Source organism: Aureitalea marina, from assembly GCF_002943755.1.
Lineage (GTDB): Bacteria > Bacteroidota > Bacteroidia > Flavobacteriales > Flavobacteriaceae > Aureitalea > Aureitalea marina.
Genome location: NZ_MQUB01000001.1, coordinates 1,798,566 through 1,817,034, shown reverse-complemented (window position 1 = coordinate 1,817,034; position 18,469 = coordinate 1,798,566). Strand labels below are relative to the sequence as shown.

At 46.7% G+C, this 18,469-nt stretch carries 17 protein-coding genes and 1 tRNA gene; 8 read left to right on the top strand and 10 right to left on the bottom strand.

Annotated features, from left to right (window positions below):
* The first annotated feature begins 4 nt into the window (after positions 1-4).
* Together BST85_RS08330 and BST85_RS08325 are read left to right on the top strand one after the other, a co-directional pair.
* Positions 5-544, top strand: coding sequence for a RidA family protein (locus BST85_RS08330; RefSeq protein WP_245917661.1), 540 nt, complete (start codon positions 5-7; stop codon positions 542-544).
* 38 nt (positions 545-582) lie between these two features.
* The gene (locus BST85_RS08325; RefSeq protein WP_104812821.1) at positions 583-1,212 is read left to right on the top strand and encodes a 7-carboxy-7-deazaguanine synthase QueE; all 630 of its coding nucleotides are present in this window, start codon (positions 583-585) and stop codon (positions 1,210-1,212) included.
* A 56-nt stretch (positions 1,213-1,268) separates the two neighbouring features.
* Here the strand turns inward: BST85_RS08325 and BST85_RS08320 are convergent, their stop codons facing one another.
* Positions 1,269-1,808, bottom strand: coding sequence for a DUF2911 domain-containing protein (locus BST85_RS08320; protein ID WP_104812820.1), 540 nt, complete (start codon positions 1,806-1,808; stop codon positions 1,269-1,271).
* 280 nt (positions 1,809-2,088) lie between these two features.
* On the opposite strand from BST85_RS08320, the gene gyrB reads away from it, so the two are divergent.
* The 3 genes from gyrB (at position 2,089) to secDF (ending at position 8,271) form a co-directional block, all read left to right on the top strand.
* On the top strand, positions 2,089-4,029 hold the full coding sequence (gyrB, locus tag BST85_RS08315) for a DNA topoisomerase (ATP-hydrolyzing) subunit B (protein WP_104812819.1): 1,941 nt from the start codon (positions 2,089-2,091) through the stop codon (positions 4,027-4,029).
* A 169-nt stretch (positions 4,030-4,198) separates the two neighbouring features.
* Entirely contained in the window at positions 4,199-5,125 is a 927-nt protein-coding gene (gene mdh / locus BST85_RS08310) for a malate dehydrogenase (RefSeq protein ID WP_104812818.1), read from the top strand.
* Between the two features lie 137 nt (positions 5,126-5,262).
* Positions 5,263-8,271 carry a protein translocase subunit SecDF gene (gene secDF / locus BST85_RS08305; RefSeq protein ID WP_104812817.1) on the top strand — a complete coding sequence of 1,003 codons (3,009 nt, stop codon included), beginning with the start codon at positions 5,263-5,265 and terminating at the stop codon, positions 8,269-8,271.
* A gap of 52 nt (positions 8,272-8,323) precedes the next feature.
* Here secDF and BST85_RS08300 read toward each other — a convergent pair whose 3' ends face one another.
* From BST85_RS08300 to BST85_RS08270, 7 genes are all read right to left on the bottom strand, one after another.
* Complete coding sequence (locus tag BST85_RS08300) at positions 8,324-8,812, bottom strand: DUF192 domain-containing protein (protein WP_104812816.1); 489 nt, start codon at positions 8,810-8,812, stop codon at positions 8,324-8,326.
* 9 nt (positions 8,813-8,821) lie between these two features.
* Positions 8,822-9,655: a prolipoprotein diacylglyceryl transferase gene (lgt, locus tag BST85_RS08295; protein ID WP_425427891.1), complete on the bottom strand. Its 834-nt coding sequence runs from the start codon at positions 9,653-9,655 to the stop codon at positions 8,822-8,824.
* Positions 9,656-9,742: 87 nt separating this feature from the next.
* On the bottom strand, positions 9,743-9,988 hold the full coding sequence (yidD, locus tag BST85_RS08290; RefSeq protein ID WP_104812815.1) for a membrane protein insertion efficiency factor YidD: 246 nt from the start codon (positions 9,986-9,988) through the stop codon (positions 9,743-9,745).
* A 23-nt stretch (positions 9,989-10,011) separates the two neighbouring features.
* A complete protein-coding gene (gene cysS, locus BST85_RS08285) occupies positions 10,012-11,496 on the bottom strand; it encodes a cysteine--tRNA ligase (protein WP_104812814.1) in 1,485 nt (494 codons plus the stop codon).
* Between the two features lie 45 nt (positions 11,497-11,541).
* Positions 11,542-12,219, bottom strand: coding sequence for a GTP cyclohydrolase I FolE (gene folE, locus BST85_RS08280; protein WP_104812813.1), 678 nt, complete (start codon positions 12,217-12,219; stop codon positions 11,542-11,544).
* Between the two features lie 138 nt (positions 12,220-12,357).
* On the bottom strand, positions 12,358-13,875 hold the full coding sequence (locus tag BST85_RS08275; protein ID WP_104812812.1) for an OmpP1/FadL family transporter: 1,518 nt from the start codon (positions 13,873-13,875) through the stop codon (positions 12,358-12,360).
* Positions 13,876-13,909: 34 nt separating this feature from the next.
* Complete coding sequence (locus BST85_RS08270; protein WP_146090686.1) at positions 13,910-14,887, bottom strand: hypothetical protein; 978 nt, start codon at positions 14,885-14,887, stop codon at positions 13,910-13,912.
* A 100-nt stretch (positions 14,888-14,987) separates the two neighbouring features.
* Between BST85_RS08270 and proS the strand changes: the two genes are divergently transcribed.
* The 3 genes from proS (at position 14,988) to rpsT (ending at position 16,878) form a co-directional block, all read left to right on the top strand.
* Entirely contained in the window at positions 14,988-16,463 is a 1,476-nt protein-coding gene (gene proS / locus BST85_RS08265; protein ID WP_104813959.1) for a proline--tRNA ligase, read from the top strand.
* A gap of 76 nt (positions 16,464-16,539) precedes the next feature.
* Positions 16,540-16,611: transfer RNA gene (locus tag BST85_RS08260), tRNA-Glu, on the top strand.
* A gap of 15 nt (positions 16,612-16,626) precedes the next feature.
* Positions 16,627-16,878, top strand: a complete 252-nt coding sequence (gene rpsT / locus BST85_RS08255) for a 30S ribosomal protein S20 (protein ID WP_104812810.1) — start codon at positions 16,627-16,629, stop codon at positions 16,876-16,878.
* A gap of 56 nt (positions 16,879-16,934) precedes the next feature.
* Here the strand turns inward: rpsT and coaD are convergent, their stop codons facing one another.
* A complete protein-coding gene (coaD, locus tag BST85_RS08250; RefSeq protein ID WP_104812809.1) occupies positions 16,935-17,387 on the bottom strand; it encodes a pantetheine-phosphate adenylyltransferase in 453 nt (150 codons plus the stop codon).
* A 59-nt stretch (positions 17,388-17,446) separates the two neighbouring features.
* Positions 17,447-18,382, bottom strand: coding sequence for a D-alanine--D-alanine ligase (locus tag BST85_RS08245; RefSeq protein WP_104812808.1), 936 nt, complete (start codon positions 18,380-18,382; stop codon positions 17,447-17,449).
* Positions 18,383-18,469 lie beyond the last annotated feature (87 nt).

The window sequence follows — 18,469 nt, the reverse complement described above, 5'->3', positions numbered from 1 at the left end:
CATTATGAGATTAAGATTTCTAATGGTTTCGATGCTAGCAGTTATTTTTCTGGCATGTGCCGATCATGATTCCTCCAAAGAACATCACACCGAGATTGATCACGGTACAACCGACCAGAATGGTGAGCACAAACGAAAACGCAAACGGGAGCACAAAAGTGTGGCCCCTGTCTTTCATGCTTCCCACGAACCGCTGAAAAGTGACACTCCCTTCAGTGATGTGGTGCAAGTGGGTCAGTTCTATTTTCTCTCCGGTCAAATCGGGATGGATCATAGCGTTAGGAAGTTGGTAGAAGGTGGGATCCAAGAACAGACCCGTCAGACCCTGGAGAATATAAAGGCTGTGCTTGACCAGCACGAACTGAAGATGTCCGATGTGATCAAGGCAATGGTGGTACTTGATGATATGTCAGATTTTGCGGCATTTAATCAAGTCTACCGGGAATATTTGCCTCAGAAACCGGCCCGAACCACCTTTGCAGCAAAAGGACTTGCGGCGGGCGCCTTGGTCGAGATCGAAGTGGTCGCGGTTAAGTCCGAATAAGGTCCTGGAAAACCCAGATTAGCCTTACCTTTGCGCTCATGGATAAAGCCGTTTCCAATCTGGTCAGTAAAGGAATGATGCTCCCCCTTATGGAGGCTTTCTACACCATACAAGGGGAGGGATATCACAAAGGACGGGCGGCCTATTTTGTCCGCATAGGAGGTTGTGACGTGGGTTGTCATTGGTGTGATGTCAAGGAGAGCTGGAATGCAAAACTACATCCACCCACGGCCATTGATCAAATTGCCGAAGATGCCGCTCACTATTCCAATACGGTTGTGGTTACAGGTGGAGAACCACTGATGTGGGACATGGGTCCCTTGACGGCCGCGTTCAAAGAAAAGGGTATGCAGGTTCATATAGAGACCTCAGGTGCTTACACCTTGACCGGTAACTGGGATTGGATCTGCCTCTCGCCAAAAAAGAACAAACTGCCACTGGAGCAGGTTTACATAGAGGCTGACGAGCTAAAGGTTATTATTTACAATCGTGATGACCTTCGATTCGCGGAGGAGCAGGCCGAACGGGTCGGGCCTTCCTGCAAGTTGTTCTTGCAACCGGAATGGAGCAAACGAGAAAAGGTTATGCCAATGATCGTAGACTACGCCATGGCCAATCCTAAGTGGATCGTTTCCCTTCAAACTCACAAATACCTCAATATCCCATAAAAAAACCGTGAACCAATGCGGGTTCACGGCTTAAGGTAATTTCAAAAGAGAAGGTCTTATTTCGTGAAAGGGACCTTTACTCGGACAGTTCCCCATCCCAAGTTCATATCTACTCCGTTATCCGATTCTGTGAAGGCGATGCTGAAAGCTTCCAGTGAATCACCTGTCGAAACAGGAACACTGACGCGAGCTACATCATTGGCTTCGTTATAGGAATAGGCTCCCCAAACGTTAACGTCCTTGCTGATGATGGCAGTCCACTCTTTTTCACCGGGAATAGTAAAGAAAGAATAAGTTCCGGCCTTAACGGTTTTTCCACCAACCTTCATATCCACGTAAAGGGTAAGCTCTGCTGCTTCGTTCGCTCCGGTTCGCCATACCTTTCCGGCAGGTGCCAGGCTAGCAAGGTCACGTCCTTTCAGTTGTGGACGGCTGTATACGATCTTGATCAGTTTGTCACTTACGCGGTAGCTGCTAGGGAAGCTGGCGGCATCCATAGGACTGGCGTCCATGTTACTAAAATCCTGTGCAGACAGTGGTGTTGCAACTGCCAATAAAGCCAGGACCAGAATGGTCATTGTAGTTTTGATTTTCATGATGTTTAGTTTATGATTCAAATTTAATTTTTAAGACTGAAGGGAACCTTAAAATTTTGCAAAAATCCCCATTAATTACAGCGAGTTGGTCGTTCCAAAATAAGTAGGCTTACGAGAGCAGAAACAAATCGATATAAATTGCTGGAAAAGAGGGTCATTTCTTCACAATTTTTTGTTAATAACTCCGAGTATAAAAACGCTGAAAAGTACTGATTTCATTGGGTATTTCGTTATCTTTGTAAGAATTTGAAATTTAGGTTTAAACCAGACTTTTTAGTTGATGAGCGAAGAGCAAAAAAATGCCAATTATGGCGCCGATAATATCCAGGCCCTGGAGGGGATGGAGCACGTACGTATGCGTCCGTCCATGTATATTGGCGATGTCGGTGTCCGTGGGTTGCATCACCTGGTATACGAGGTGGTGGACAACTCCATTGATGAGGCCCTTGCGGGTCACTGTGATACCATCGATGTATGGATCAATGAGGACAACGGAATTACTGTAAAAGACAATGGCCGGGGTATCCCAGTCGACATCCATAAAAAAGAAGGAGTTTCCGCACTGGAGGTCGTTATGACCAAGATCGGAGCCGGAGGTAAGTTTGACAAAGATTCCTACAAGGTATCCGGTGGTCTGCACGGGGTTGGGGTCAGTTGTGTGAATGCCCTGTCCGAGCATCTTACCGCCACGGTTCACCGGGACGGAAAGATCTGGGAACAGGAATACGAAAGAGGGAAGACCCTTTATCCGGTCAAATCCATAGGGACAACCGATGAGAGAGGTACTATTGTCACATTTAGGCCAGATCCGGAGATCTTTAAAATCACGAGGGAATATAATTATGACACCTTGGCCAGCCGCTTGAGAGAGCTGGCATACCTGAACAAGGGCATCACCATAAACCTCACAGACAAGCGTTTTAAGGACGAAGAAGGTGAGTTCGTTGCCGAAACCTTCTACAGCGAAGAGGGACTGAAGGAATTTATCCGGTTCCTGGACGGAAACAGAGAGCCGTTGATCGCTGATGTGATCTCCATGGAAGGTGAGAAGAATGGTACACCTGTAGAAGTGGCCATGATCTACAACACCTCCTTTAACGAGAACCTGCATTCCTATGTAAACAACATCAACACCCACGAAGGGGGAACGCATTTATCTGGATTCAGAAGAGGCTTGACCACTACCTTAAAAAAATATGCGGATGCATCGGGTATGTTGGACAAGTTGAAATTTGAAATCTCCGGAGACGATTTTCGCGAAGGATTGACCGCCATTGTTTCGGTTAAGGTTGCGGAACCCCAATTTGAAGGGCAGACTAAAACCAAATTAGGTAACCGTGAAGTGACTTCTGCGGTTAGCCAGGCTGTTTCCCAAATGCTGGAAGATTACCTGGAGGAGCATCCCAATGATGCCAAGACCATCGTTCAAAAGGTGATCCTGGCGGCGCAAGCCAGACATGCCGCCCGCAAAGCTCGTGAAATGGTTCAACGGAAGACCGTCATGAGCGGGGGAGGACTACCTGGTAAACTCTCGGATTGTTCAGAGCAGGATCCGGAAAAGTGCGAAGTATTCCTGGTAGAGGGAGACTCGGCGGGAGGTACGGCCAAACAAGGTCGGGACCGAAACTTTCAGGCCATTTTGCCATTGAGAGGAAAGATTCTCAATGTAGAAAAGGCCATGCAGCACAAGGTCTTCGAGAATGAAGAGATCCGGAACATATTTACTGCCTTAGGAGTAACCATCGGTACAGAAGAGGACAGCAAGGCGCTAAACCTGGAGAAATTGCGTTATCACAAGATCGTCATCATGTGTGATGCGGATGTAGATGGGTCTCACATTGCAACCCTGATCCTGACCTTCTTTTTCCGGTACATGAAATCACTGATAGAAGCCGGACACGTATATATTGCCACTCCACCGCTTTATTTGGTGAAGAAAGGAGCAAAGAAGGCCTACGCATGGAACGATGCGGAACGGGACGAGATCAATGAGTCCTTTGGAGGTGGAGCTAACATTCAGCGTTATAAGGGTCTGGGTGAAATGAATGCCGAGCAACTTTGGGACACCACCATGAATCCGGAATTCAGAACGCTGCGTCAAGTGACCATCGAGAACGGCACGGAAGCAGATCGGATCTTTTCCATGCTGATGGGAGATGAGGTGCCACCGCGACGTGATTTTATCGAGCGAAATGCGGTCTACGCCAATATCGATGCCTAATTGATGTTAAACATAACAAAGGCACCCCGTATGGGGTGTTTTTTTTTGACCTAAACCTGACGGAAATCAGTTAAAAAAGAAAGTCCTCACAAGACTTTTCAGCAATTGATTTCGTAATTTTGCCGCACAATTTCGAGATAATCATAAACCTGATAAACCCTTAAGAATTATGAAAGTAACCATAGTCGGTGCCGGAGCAGTCGGAGCCAGTTGTGCAGAATACATCGCCATCAAGGATTTTGCCAGTGAGGTAGTCCTGCTCGATATCAAAGAAGGCTATGCCGAAGGAAAGGCCATGGACCTGATGCAAACCGCTTCATTGAACGGATTCGATACCAAAATTACCGGTACGACCAATGATTACTCCAAGACAGCAGGAAGTGATATTTGTGTGATAACCTCGGGTATTCCGAGGAAACCTGGAATGACCCGGGAAGAGCTTATCGGAATCAACGCCGGGATTGTTAAGACAGTTGCCAGTAGCTTGGTTCAACACTCTCCAGACACTATCCTGATCGTGGTCAGTAACCCTATGGACACCATGACCTATCTGGCGCACAAATCCATCGATCTGCCTAAGCACAGAATCATCGGTATGGGCGGTGCCCTGGACAGCGCACGCTTTAAGTATCGACTGGCAGAAGCACTAGGTGCACCAATTAGCGATGTTGACGGAATGGTTATTGGTGGTCACAGTGACACCGGAATGGTGCCATTGACCAGATTGGCCACCAGAAACAGCGTTCCTGTCTCTGAATTCATCGATGCAGACCGACTGCAGCAGGTATTGGAAGATACCAAAGTTGGAGGTGCTACTCTGACGAAACTTTTAGGTACATCTGCCTGGTATGCACCCGGAGCTGCCGTATCCGCTTTGGTTCAAGCTATCGCCTGTGATCAACACAAGATGTTCCCTTGTTCTGCCTTGTTGGAAGGGGAATACGGCTTGAACGATATCTGCCTTGGGGTACCGGTTATTCTCGGGAGAAACGGAATCGAGTCTATCGTAGAGATCGAACTGGATCAGAAGGAAAAGGATCATCTGCAGTCCAGTGCAGCCGGTGTTTCTGCGGTAAATGGACTTCTAGACGTCTAGTTATTAAGCATATAGAATTAAAAAAAGGCTACCGGTGGTGGCCTTTTTTTGTGCCGTATTTAGATCCGAAATAATTGGCATTTCCTATTTGAACGACTATATTTGCACGTTTCAAAAAATGTTCAAAAAATCGAAGCATGCAGAATAGAGGACTAATCACCGTATTTGCCGTGTTGTTTGGACTGGTAAGTCTTTATCAACTCTCCTTCACCTTCATAGCAAATCGCGTGGAAGATAACGCCAAGGCCTATGCCAGCGCTAAATTCGGAGCGGATCAGCCAGCCGAACGCAGTGCTGCCGAGATTCAATACCTGGATTCCGTCTCTACCCAGTCTCAGTTTTTGGGTATCGACTATAAAACGGCCAAGGATAAAGAGTTAAACAAAGGGCTTGACCTAAAGGGAGGGATCAATGTGATCCTTCAGGTTTCCGTACAGGATATCCTTCGCGGGCTGGCCAACAACTCCAAAGACCCGGCATTTAACCAGGCCTTGACCAATGCGGTCGAATTACAAAAGAATAGCCAGGATACTTACCTGGAGTCCTTCTACCAAGCCTTTGAGGCCATCCCAGGAGAAAACAAATTAGCTTCTCCGGATATCTTCTTCAACAAGAATCTGGAAGACGATATTGATGCTTCTATGAGCAACGAGCAGGTGAAGAGTGTGATCTCCAGAAAGATCGACGAGTCCATCACCTCTGCTTTCGAAGTACTGCGCAAGCGTATCGATAAATTCGGTGTGACTCAACCTAACATCCAACGATTAGGGAATTCTGCCCGTATCCTGGTCGAACTTCCAGGGGCCAAGGACGTCGAGCGTGTGAAGAAACTTCTTCAGAGTACAGCTCAATTGGAATTCTGGGAAGTGTACAAGGCTGAGGAATTCCAGAATTTCATTTTCCAGGCCGATGCCACAGTGAAGAGTTTGTTGGCTCCTCAGTCAGAGCAAGAGGCTGATTCTACCAGTACCGATAGCACGTCTGCAGACATTGACGATCTGTTAGGAGGTGAAGAAGTTGGTTCTGAGGATGAAGATCCTGCCGAGGCCAATCCGATCATTGGTCGAATCGTATTTCCGGGAGTACAGGGATCTCCTGTAATTGCCCGTTTCTCTCTACGCGATACGGCAGTGATCAACAGCTATTTGAGAATGCCGCAGGTCCGAGCTTTACTTACAGGTGATGCGCGTTTTGCCAAATTCTTGTGGGAGATTCCACAATACAACGATCAGCTTGAAGAAGAAATTACTGGTCTTTATGCCATTAAGAGTAATCGGGAAGACGAGCCGCCCCTCAGTGGAGGTGTTGTAACCGACGCCCAGCAGACTTACGATCAATTGGGTAATGTTGCTGTAGATATGCAAATGAACGGTCGTGGTGCGAAGATCTGGGAAGAGATGACTGGATATGCCTACACCAATCAGACGCAGATTGCGATCGTACTGGACGATATCGTCTACTCTGCACCTGGAGTTACTTCCGGTCCGATCTCCGGAGGAAGAAGTCAGATAACCGGAGAGTTCACCATTACAGAAGGTCAGGATTTAGCCAACGTACTCCGCGCGGGTAAATTGCCAGCATCTGCTGACATTATCGAGGCGGAGGTTGTAGGTGCAACACTTGGTCAGGAAGCCATAGATAGCGGTATCATGTCCTTTATCATTGCCCTTGCCCTTGTATTGATCTGGATGATATTTTATTACGGTAAAGCTGGAGCCTTTGCCGATGTCGCCTTGGTTGTGAACATCGTTTTCATTTTTGGTATCCTAGCAGGATTGGGCGCGGTATTGACCCTGCCTGGTATTGCAGGTATCGTATTGACCATTGGTATTTCTGTGGATGCGAACGTACTGATCTTTGAGCGGATTCGAGAAGAACTCGCCAAAGGAAAGGCACAGAAAGATGCGATCAAGGACGGTTTCAACAACGCACTGTCTTCCATCCTGGATGCCAACATCACGACAGCACTAACTGGTTTGATCTTGTTAGTCTTCGGAACCGGACCGATCAAAGGTTTTGCCACTACCTTATTAATTGGTATTGGTACCTCCCTGTTCACCGCCATCTTCATAACCAGATTATTCATTGATAGTTATACCCGCAATGGGAAGCCACTTCCATGTTCTACTCCGATGACTAAGAACTGGTTCAAGAACATGAGCATCGACTTCCTGAAGAAAAGAAAGGTTGCCTATGTTGTTTCCGGTGTACTATTGGCCATCAGTTTAGGTTCTCTTTTCACCAATGGCCTGAACCAAGGTATCGACTTTGTTGGAGGACGAAGCTACACGGTTCGATTTGATAAGGACGTAAACTCCACACAGATCCAAAATGATCTGGTAGCCGTATTCGGAAGTGCCGAGGCTAAGACCTATGGTGCCAACAACCAGCTGAAGATAACTACCAAGTACAGGGTTGATGAAACTGCTTCTGAGGTGGATACGGAGATCGAGCAGATGCTATACGAAGGTTTGAAGCCAAACCTTCCGGAAGGAATGACCTTTACCGAGTTCCAGGTAGACGATGAGAATAAGATTGCCGGACGTATGGAGTACTACAAGGTGAGTCCGACTATTGCCGACGATATAAAGAAAGCCTCTTTCTGGGCGGTCCTTGGATCCCTGGTGGTTGTCTTCCTTTATATCCTGCTGCGATTCCGTCGCTGGCAGTTTAGTTTGGGTGCAGTTGCCGCTGTATTCCACGATGTATTGATCGTGTTAGGGATCTTCTCCCTGACCTATAAGATCATGCCGTTCAATATGGAGATCGACCAATCCTTCATCGCAGCCATCCTGACGGTGATCGGTTACTCCCTGAACGATACGGTGGTTGTATTTGACCGTATCCGTGAATTCTTTAACGAGCACGGTAGTTGGAAGATGAACCGTATTATCAACTCGGCCCTGAACAGTACCTTGAGCCGTACCTTGAATACTTCCATGACCACCTTGATCGTACTGTTGACGATCTTCCTGCTGGGGGCTGAGTCTATCCGAGGATTGATCTTCGCATTGATCGTCGGGGTATTGGTAGGAACCTATTCGTCTGTATTCATTGCAACTCCAGTATTCTTCGATACCGTGAAGAAACGAGGAATCGATTTAAGTGATAAGAAAGAAGAGGAAGAAAGCGACAAGGCCGCTTAATCCATTCGATAAACATTAAAAAAACCGCTTCGATAAGAAGCGGTTTTTTTTATTAGTTCTTTTGAAATTCCATCCGGTCTCCAGGACCTATACCCCATTGCTCGATCAGGCCGGCATTGACCTCCAATACGTACTTGGCGGGGCCATCAGAAGGCAAGGATGTGGGGTCAAGTGGTTTAGCGTTCTGCTGAATACTGACGATCTTCTGCTCGGTATCCAGGAAGATGATGTCCAGGGCAAATTCAGTATTCTTCATGTAGAAGGCCCGGACTTGTTCATTAGGGAAGATAAATAGCATTCCTCGGTTATCCTGCATAGATTTCCTATACATCAGCCCGGTTTGGGTCTCGTAATCATTATCTGCGATCTCGATATCCAGTTTTACTACAACAGAATCGTTTGCAGCACGTATCAGAGAGAGTTCTCCTTCTTTGGTAAAGAAGACCTCCTGTGTGAGGTTTTGCTTGTTAGAATTGTCCTTACATGCTTGAAATGAACCCATAATGCTTATGGATGCAGCAAGAATCCAGTATTTCTTCATGGAATTGAATTATGCTTTTTGATAGGGGTGATTTTTGGACCTCACCATAAAATAAATACCCAATACGATGAATGGGATGCTTAATAACTGTCCCGTGTTCAGCAGCCAATCTGCCCGGTCGTCTACTTGAGCTTCTTTGACGAATTCCACCAAAAAACGCACTAGCCAAAGCAGGGTTAGGAATAGTCCGAAGGTGTATCCCAGGTATTGACCTTTTTCCTTTTTAAAATACAGCTGCCACAACAGTATGAATACAAAGAGATATCCCGTCATTTCATAGAGCTGAGCAGGATGACGGGGGAAATCCTCTCCCAATTGGACGAAGATCACACCAAAATCTGTTCCCGTTGCCTTCCCAATGATCTCCGAATTGATAAAATTCCCAAAACGAACAAATATTGCTCCAAGGGCTATAGGGATCACGATGCGATCCAGCATCCAGAGAACAGGCTTTTTCACCACCTTTTTACTGTATAGATACATGGCGATGATAACTCCTATAGCCGCACCATGGCTAGCCAATCCCCTGAATCCAGTATACTCAAATTCCGGTACTGTCCGGATAGGGAGAAATACAGAGATAGGGTCCTCCACGAATAGTTCCGGTTGATAAAAGATAACATGCCCCAAACGAGCTCCGACCAGGATGGAAAGCACCATATAAATGAAAAGAGAATCCAGCTTATCCAGGGATTCTCTCTCCTTGGTGAATATCTTCTTCATGATGTACCACCCGCAAATGAATGCGATCACATACATCAGGCTGTAATACTTGATCTCGAAAAATCCCAGGTCAAGACCTTCGGAAGGATCCCATCGCATGGAAAGAAAGTGGTTCATCATATATGGAGAGTGTTTAGACGGCTAAAGATAGAAAAGCGAGTGGGAATGGGTCGCGTGTTTATGATACTTTTTGGGATTCAAACAGGATCAATCGTTAGATTGAGGGTCTTTATCCGGAACAGGATCGTAGCCTGAACCTCCCCAAGGATGACAACTCCCAATTCGTTTTGCGGCCAACCAGGACCCTTTGAACAATCCATGCTTCTGAAGCGCCTCTATTGTGTAATGGGAACAGGTAGGCTGATAGCGACAGGTAGATGGAAACAAGGGAGAGATCAGGGTCTGATACAACCTGATCAACAATACCAGTGGATATGTGAGCCATTTATTCACCCTGTAAGGACACCTTGGCTAATCTAGTTCAGCGAGTAGGTAGTGCCCTCTTTGCCGTCCTTAAGTTGAATTCCCATCTCTAGCAGTTGGTCCCGGATTGCGTCGGAGGTAGCAAAGTCTTTGTTAGCCCGGGCCTCATTGCGCAATTGGATCAGTAGCTCGATGGTTCCGGCCAGTTTGTCTCCACTTCCGCTGTTGTCCGCAGAAACATCGACCATTCCTAGTACATCAAACAGGAAGTCGTGGAAGGTTTTGGACAGTAAGCCGAGGTCCTCCTTGGTAATGGTCTCACTTCCCTCTTTCAAAGAATTGACCATACGGGCTCCTTCAAACAATTGAGCGATTAGGATGGGACTGTTGAAGTCGTCATTCATCGCATCGTAACAAGACTGGCGCCAAGCGGATATATCCAAGGAACTCTGATCCGAGGTATTCAATTCTGATAGCGCCCTGTTGGAATCCATGAGCCTGTTGAAGCCTTTTTCCGAGGCCAGCAAGGCATCGTTGGAGAAATCCAGAATACTGCGATAGTGGGCCTGGTACATAAAGAACTTGGCCACCGTCGGAGAGAAGGCCTTGCTCAAATGTTGGTTCTCTCCGGTAAACAATTCTCTGGGAAGTATATTGTTTCCGGTAGACTTGGCCATTTTCTTACCATTGAGGGTAAGCATATTGGCGTGCATCCATACATTAACCGGAGACTCTCCATTACAAGCTTCTGCCTGGGCGATCTCACATTCGTGGTGAGGGAATTTCAGATCCATTCCACCTCCGTGAATGTCAAAATTATTTCCCAGGTATTTCGTGCTCATGGCTGTACATTCTAAATGCCAGCCAGGAAATCCATCGCTCCATGGCGACGGCCATCTCATGATGTGCTGAGGTTCTGCCTTCTTCCACAAGGCAAAATCCTGGGGGTTTTTCTTATCACTCTGGGCCGCCAACTCTCTGGTATTGGCAATCATGTCTTCCAACTGACGCCCACTCAGCTTTCCGTATTGATGATCTTCGTTAAAGCGTTGTACATCGAAATAGACCGAACCATTAGTTTCGTAGGCATATCCTGCTTCAATGATCTGTTCAATGATCTGAATCTGTTCTATGATGTGCCCGGTTGCGGTGGGTTCTATACTGGGTGCCTTCGCATTGAAGAGTGCCATGACCTCATGGAAATCGACCGAATATTTCTGGACAACCTCCATGGGTTCCAACTGTTCTATGCGGGCCTTCTTTAAGATAGGATCATCACCGCTTTCACCATCATTCTCCAAGTGACCTGCATCGGTTATGTTCCGCACGTATCTCACCTTAAAGCCCAGGTGTTGCAAATACCTGAAAACCAGATCAAACGATAGGAAAGTTCGGCAATTCCCCAAATGCACGTTGCTGTAGACGGTTGGTCCGCAAACATACATACCAACGGCGCCTTCGTGTATTGGAATAAATTTCTCCTTGTTTTTGGATAAGGAGTTATAAATGGAAAGATCCTGAGTTTCGAATAATTTCATGGAACTCTTGTGGGTGATTGGTCAGGTTGTGAGGCTAGAAGTGCCTTAGTATTCAGTTTCCAGTTTGATATAGTCCAGAAATTCTCTTTTTACATCAGTGTTTTTAAAGACACCTCCAAATTCTGACGTTACTGTACTGCTGTCGATATCGCGTATTCCCCGTGAATTTACACAGAGGTGTTTAGCGTCGATCACGCAAGCCACATCTTCTGTCCCCAAAGCTTGTTGAAGTTCCTGTACAATTTGCATCGTCAATCGTTCTTGAACTTGAGGCCGTTTGGCATAGTAATCCACAATCCGATTCATTTTGGATAATCCGATAACTGAGCCACTGGAGATATAGGCGATGTGAGCCTTACCGACAATAGGTAGTAAATGGTGTTCACAAGTAGAGTAGAGGGTGATGTTCTTCTCGACCAGCATCTCTCCGTACTTGTATTTGTTCTCAAATGTGGCAGCATTGGGCTTGTTATCCGGGTGGAGTCCACTGAATATTTCTTGCACGAACATTTTTGCAACCCGATGGGGAGTTCCTCTCAGACTGTCGTCTGTAAGGTCCATCCCCAAGGTATGTAAAATACGTTCGACATCCTTTTTGATGAGGGCGACCTTTTCAATATCACTTAGGTCAAACGCATCCGCTCTAAGGGGTGTGTCTGCCGATGAACTGACGTGATCATCGCCCATGGCTTCTATTTCCTGCAATTGTTTTTCTAAATTCATAGTAATGGGTGTTAGCAATTCACCAAGTGCAAAGATAGTTATTAGCGTTGTTCTAATAAAACAATGCCTTGATACAATGTAACAAAGGTAGTTAAGGCCTGAGGGTCTAGACTACCTTTTATCATAGAATTAACGCCTCTACAGACTAGTTGCCAGAGTAAAGATGTAGTTATTTGTAACCGTCTCAATACGGGCACTATCCGTCAGACCGATGGTATATAATTGTTGATTTCGCTCCTGCTTGGCATGGGCATATGAGAAGTCGAAAGAAAAGAAGCCAAAATTATAGCCGATACCCGCTGAGAATCCGTTCAGGTCACCAAGAGTGGTCTTGTCCTTATATGGGCTTCCCTCATAACGATATCCACCCCTGAGGCTAAACTGACTGATCCGGTACTCTCCACCGATTCGGATGGTCGAAACGCCTTGTAATCTTCTGTTGATATCTGCATTGAGTGCTGCAAAATATGGGTCGCTGGTGGGTTTGAATTTGATGTTTGAAAAGTCTCTATAGGAATAATCGACACTGATCAGCCCATCCTGGCCAAAGACATAGGCCATGCTGGCTGCCCACCTTCCCGGGGTATTCAGATTGTAAGTTCCAAAAACATTGATAACTCGCGGATCTACTATTGTGGTCAGTGTATTCCCGCCTTCCATTCTCCGTGTTTCCAGGTATTGCGTGGTCTCTTCGTTAATGTCGTGCCAGGTTGGTGTGTCGTAGGTCAAACCTATTCTGAAAGCTTCGGTCACCTTGGCAATACCGCCAAACTGCATGGAAAAACCTGTTCCTCTGACCCTCAAAAGATTCTCAAAACCGATCTGGCTAACTGAACTTCCCTGATTGGAGTTGCGCTCCCTTAGGAAGTTGGACTCATCATAAAGAATGCTGTGTGTATTCAGGTTTACCCCCAAAAAGAAGCGTTCACCTATCTGACTACCGAAGTTGAGGGTGTATTTTCCCATATATCCCCGGGTGTACTGGTAGTATTCCTGGTTAAAGCTATTGCCTGCTACATTGGAAACATAAGCACTATTGTTTGGGTTCTCTTCTACAGGGTCTATAATGAATCCCTGGTAACCTAGGAAGGCGTTCTGTGCCGCCACACCTTCATTGCGCCCAAGGAAGGCGTAGAGGTCGGAAATGGATTCATTCTCTTGGGTTTGCAGCAGGTTTAGCGGAACTCCCTGTGCCTGTTGTAAAAAGAATTGCGCAACCGAAGTATTCCCGTTCCCACGAAAGAACAGGTCATTGTCAAAATTCTGTGTCTGGTTAAAATTCAACCCCAGGGAGAATTTTTTGAATGCCGAGTCCATATCGTAATTGGGGAAGACAAAAACCATCCCTGCCGAGGCAACGTTGAAATCGGTCTCACCACTTTCAGTAAACGTCCCGAAGTAAGTAGATTTATTGTTGAAATCGTCAATGGTGGTCGAGAATGTCCCGTTATTTCCCAGGAATACTGCGCTACCGGCCGGGTTTAGAGCGATGGACGAGATCTCTCCTCCGAGGGCTCCAAAAGCACCGCTCATGGCGTTGAATCGTGCATTTCCTAGGGTGTTGTCTATTCCGTATCGTAGCCCGTCGGTAATGGTTTGTGCATTCACAGTGGCACATACCATTCCCGCTATGAGTAAGAAAGTGGTTCTTTTCATATTGATAGTTTGATTGAGTCTGGTTGTAAGTGATTTATCCTCGGCCTCCACCACGACGACCACCGCCGCCGCCTCTCATTCCTCCGCCGCTTCGCATTCCTCCGCCACTTCTCATTCCGGAACTGGGCCGGCCACCAGAAGGACGGGAATAACTTGGCCTGGAATTACTTGGCCTGCTGTAGGATGGCCTGCCGTTATTTGGCCGATTATAAGCCGGTCTGGACCTGTTCGAACTCGGACGACTTCTATTTGCCGAGCTATTCGGTCTGCTGTATCGACTGCGGTTTCCGTTGTTTATACGAGACTGATTGTTCCGATTGATCCGGCGATCCAGCTCGGCTCTGGAATACGAGTTCCTTGCGGCCGCAACATTACTTCTTCCTCTACTGGTCGAACGAGATGCGTAGTAATTGGAGTTTCGTCTACCGCGATTATAGGCGTAGTTATTGTAATATCCATGGCCGTAGTAAGGAGTAGGGTAATAACATCCATATCCCCACCAGGGGTTGTACCAGCCGCCGTAGCCCCAGCCCCAGCCCCACCAGGGGTTATACCAGGGATTGTACCAGCCACCCCAGCCCCAGCCCCAGCCGAAACCGACGCCAACGCCAAAACCAACACCCCCGTAATAATTTACAGAGACGCTGCTGGAATTAGTGCCCCAGGCACCATATCCCTCATCGTAGTATTGCTCTTCTATGACGATATTTCCCTCTTCGTCCAGGCTTTCCTTGGTGTGATAGGCCTCAATATCCGTAAAGACCGCATCTTCCTCCGGAATTTCCTCATAGGCCTTATCCTTGGACTGGAAATATTGCTTGTAATAATTGGATTTGTCCGTTTGGGTTTCGGCGACTTCGGTATTGTTATCCGAAGTGGTATTGGCATAAATGCCATCGCCTGCAGCCTCAGCACCATAGTATGAAGAACCACAGGAAGTAAATACCAGTAGTCCAAGCAATCCTAGGGTAAAAAAGGCTCGCGTTTTTAGGGTCGAGTAGAAGGTTTTCATAACCATGCGATTTAATTGTTGGACAATGTAAAAATAGTTAGTTTTGCCGAATGTTGACAGCTACTCAGATAGTCTCAATATCTGTGCCAAACTTATAAACATGGCTAAGAATTTAACCTCCAGAGCGACAGATTATTCCAAATGGTATAACGAATTGGTTATCCAGGCCGATCTGGCCGAAAACTCGGGTGTCCGAGGCTGTATGGTCATCAAACCCTACGGTTTTGCCATCTGGGAGCGCATGCAGGCCGAACTGGACCGCATGTTCAAGGAAACCGGTCACCAAAATGCCTATTTCCCGCTCTTTATTCCCAAGTCTTATTTTTCCAAAGAGGCCAGCCACGTGGATGGCTTTGCCAAGGAGTGTGCGGTGGTTACTCACTACCGTTTAAAGAACGATGAAGATGGGGGAGGTATTGTGGTGGATCCGGATGCACGGCTGGAGGAAGAATTGATCGTTCGTCCTACTTCCGAGACCATTATCTGGGATACCTACCGCAAATGGATCCAGAGTTACCGAGACCTGCCTATCCTGGTCAACCAATGGGCCAATGTAGTGCGCTGGGAAATGAGAACACGTTTGTTCCTTAGAACGGCCGAGTTTCTTTGGCAGGAAGGACATACCGCGCATGCTACGGAAGCGGAGGCCATAGCCGAGGCCGAACAGATGATCAATGTCTACGCGGACTTTGTTGAAAACTTCATGGCTGTGCCGGTGATCAAAGGATTGAAAACCGAAAGCGAACGTTTTGCAGGGGCGTTGGAGACCTATTGTATAGAAGCTTTGATGCAAGACGGTAAGGCACTGCAGGCGGGAACCTCTCACTTCCTGGGGCAGAATTTCGCCAAGGCATTCGATGTGAAATTTGCCGATCGGGATGGTAAACTGGATCATGTCTGGGCTACGTCCTGGGGGGTATCTACAAGGTTGATGGGTGCCCTGATCATGACCCACAGTGACGATAATGGGTTGGTCCTGCCGCCAAACCTGGCTCCCGATCAGGTGGTGATCGTACCGATCTACAGAAACGATGAACAGTTTGATGCTGTATCTGAGGTGGCTAATAAGATCCAATCAGAACTCCGAGCCAAAGGACTTCGGGTTAAGTTCGATAAGCGAGATACCCACAAACCGGGTTGGAAGTTTAACGAATACGAACTTAAGGGTGTACCGGTTCGCATCGCTATTGGCCCAAAGGATGTTGAGAACGGAACAGTGGAAATCGCCAGACGCGATACCCTGAGCAAGGAGATCGTTCAGGTAACCGATAGCGCAGATCACATTAGTGGTCTGATGGAGGAGATACAAACCAACCTGTATCAAAAGGCGGTTGATGCCAGGACCGAATTGACCACAGAGGTAGAGACCTATGATGAGTTCAAGGAAGTTCTGGAGAAAAAAGGTGGTTTTATCCTGGCACATTGGGATGGAACAGCCGAAACGGAAGAGCAGGTCAAGAATGAGACCAAGGCCACTATTCGATGTATTCCAATGGAGGGCGATACATCCCCTGGAAACTGTATGGTTACTGGGAGGCCATCCGCTCGGAAAGTCCTGTTTGCAAAGGCTTACTAAAATTTACCAAAAAAAGTTGGTAAGCCTTGTAGCATTGAAAAATAGTTGTATTTTTGCATCCGCAATTTGACACAATGGCCCATTCGTCTAGTGGTTAGGACGCAAGGTTTTCATCCTTGAAACAGGAGTTCGATTCTCCTATGGGCTACAAAAAATTAGTAGTATGGCGAATCACAAGTCAGCTTTAAAAAGAATTAGAAGCAACGAGACCAAACGTCTTCGTAATCGGTATCAACATAAAACAACGCGTAACGCGATGAAGAAGCTAAGAGAGATGACCGATAAGAAGGAGGCTGAGAAATTGTTTCCTGAAGTAGTAGCTATGTTGGATAAGTTAGCCAAGCGCAACATTATCCACGATAACAAGGCTGCTAACCTGAAGTCTAAATTGGCTAAGCACGTTGCTTCTCTGTAAGTAAAGAGGTCAATAAATTTATTGAAAGCTCCCTGGTCGGTGACCGGGGAGTTTTTTTATGGACTTACCTTAAAAGGAACTAACTCGCTGTAATCTCCACCGTGCCTGGCTATATCCCTTACTATGGTCGATGAAATATGCGATGTCCCGGGAGAGCTGATGATGAAAATGCTCTCCACCCCCGCAATCCGGGCATTGGTTTGGGCAATGGATCGTTCATAGGAAAAGTCTAAGGCATTCCTTAGACCCCGAAGAATATATCCGGCCTCCTGTTCCTTGCAAAACTGAGCAGTCAATCCATCGTAGGTCATGATACGGACCTTATCGTATTTTCCTAGGGCCTCCTGGATAAATTGCAGCCGATCTTCCAGGCTCCACATGGTCTTTTTCTCGGCGTTGACCCCAATGGCAACGATGATCTCATCGAACAGAGGCATGGCTCGGTCAATAATATCGATGTGTCCCAGGGTAATTGGGTCAAAAGATCCCGGAAATACGGCTCGTCTCATGGTTTAAAGTTAGTCTTTTTGGTGTAATGCTTCCATCACCAATTGACCAAAGAATTGACCTAGTGTTGCCCGGCTGTCCTAACCTGCTTCGGAACTATGCTTTCTGACGAGAGTCCAGGAGTGGTATTGATCTCCAGAAAGTATGGAATACCTTGCTGAATAATGAATTCTGAGCGGCTGATCCCTTTCATATTCAGTAGTCGATAAATCTTTTTGGCTTCCTCCTGTACCATTAAAGTTTCTTCATCACTGATCCTGGCAGGGGTGATCTCATCCGATTTGCCCAGGTATTTGGCTTCGTAATCAAAGAAGTCATTTTCACTCACGATCTCGGTAACGGGCAAAGCCACAGGCTTACCACCTTGAGCATAAACGCCCACTGAAACTTCGGTGCCTACAAGGGCTGTTTCAATGATGATTTCATCGTCTTCGGTAAAAGCTTTTTCAATGGCCGGCAGCAGATCCTCATGGCTGTTTGCTTTACTGATCCCGAAGCTGGATCCGCTGCGGTTTGGTTTTACAAAACAAGGTAGGCCAACCTGGTCTATTATTTTCGACGTATCAATTTCATCACCTTGGTTTAACAATACAGAACGGGCCGTATTGATTCCAAACTGCTTTAAAACCGCCAGGGTGTCCCGCTTATTAAAACTCAGGGCCGCTTGATAAAATGGTGCGCTTGTTTGGGGAATCCCGATCAATTCCCAATAGGAGGCCAACAGGCCATCTTCACCTGGAGTGCCGTGAATGGTATTGAATACAACATCTGGAATTACTGGGCCATTTGGAGTATCAAATCCAAAGTTTCCCTTGTCGATTGGATAACGTTCATTGTTAGGACCTATGTGAAACCAGCCTTCCTGAATGATCTCCACACAATAAACATCAAATTGATCCGAGTCCAGATTCTCTGAAACAACCTTGCCACTTTGCAAGGAGATGTCCTTTTCACTGGAATATCCGCCCATGGCGACGGCTACTTTTGGTTTGTTCATCTGGACCAATTTAGGATGTTATCGCAAAGTTATAATTAAACTTAAGATACCAGCAGTTATTGTCGAATACGGGATGGAACCCTAGTC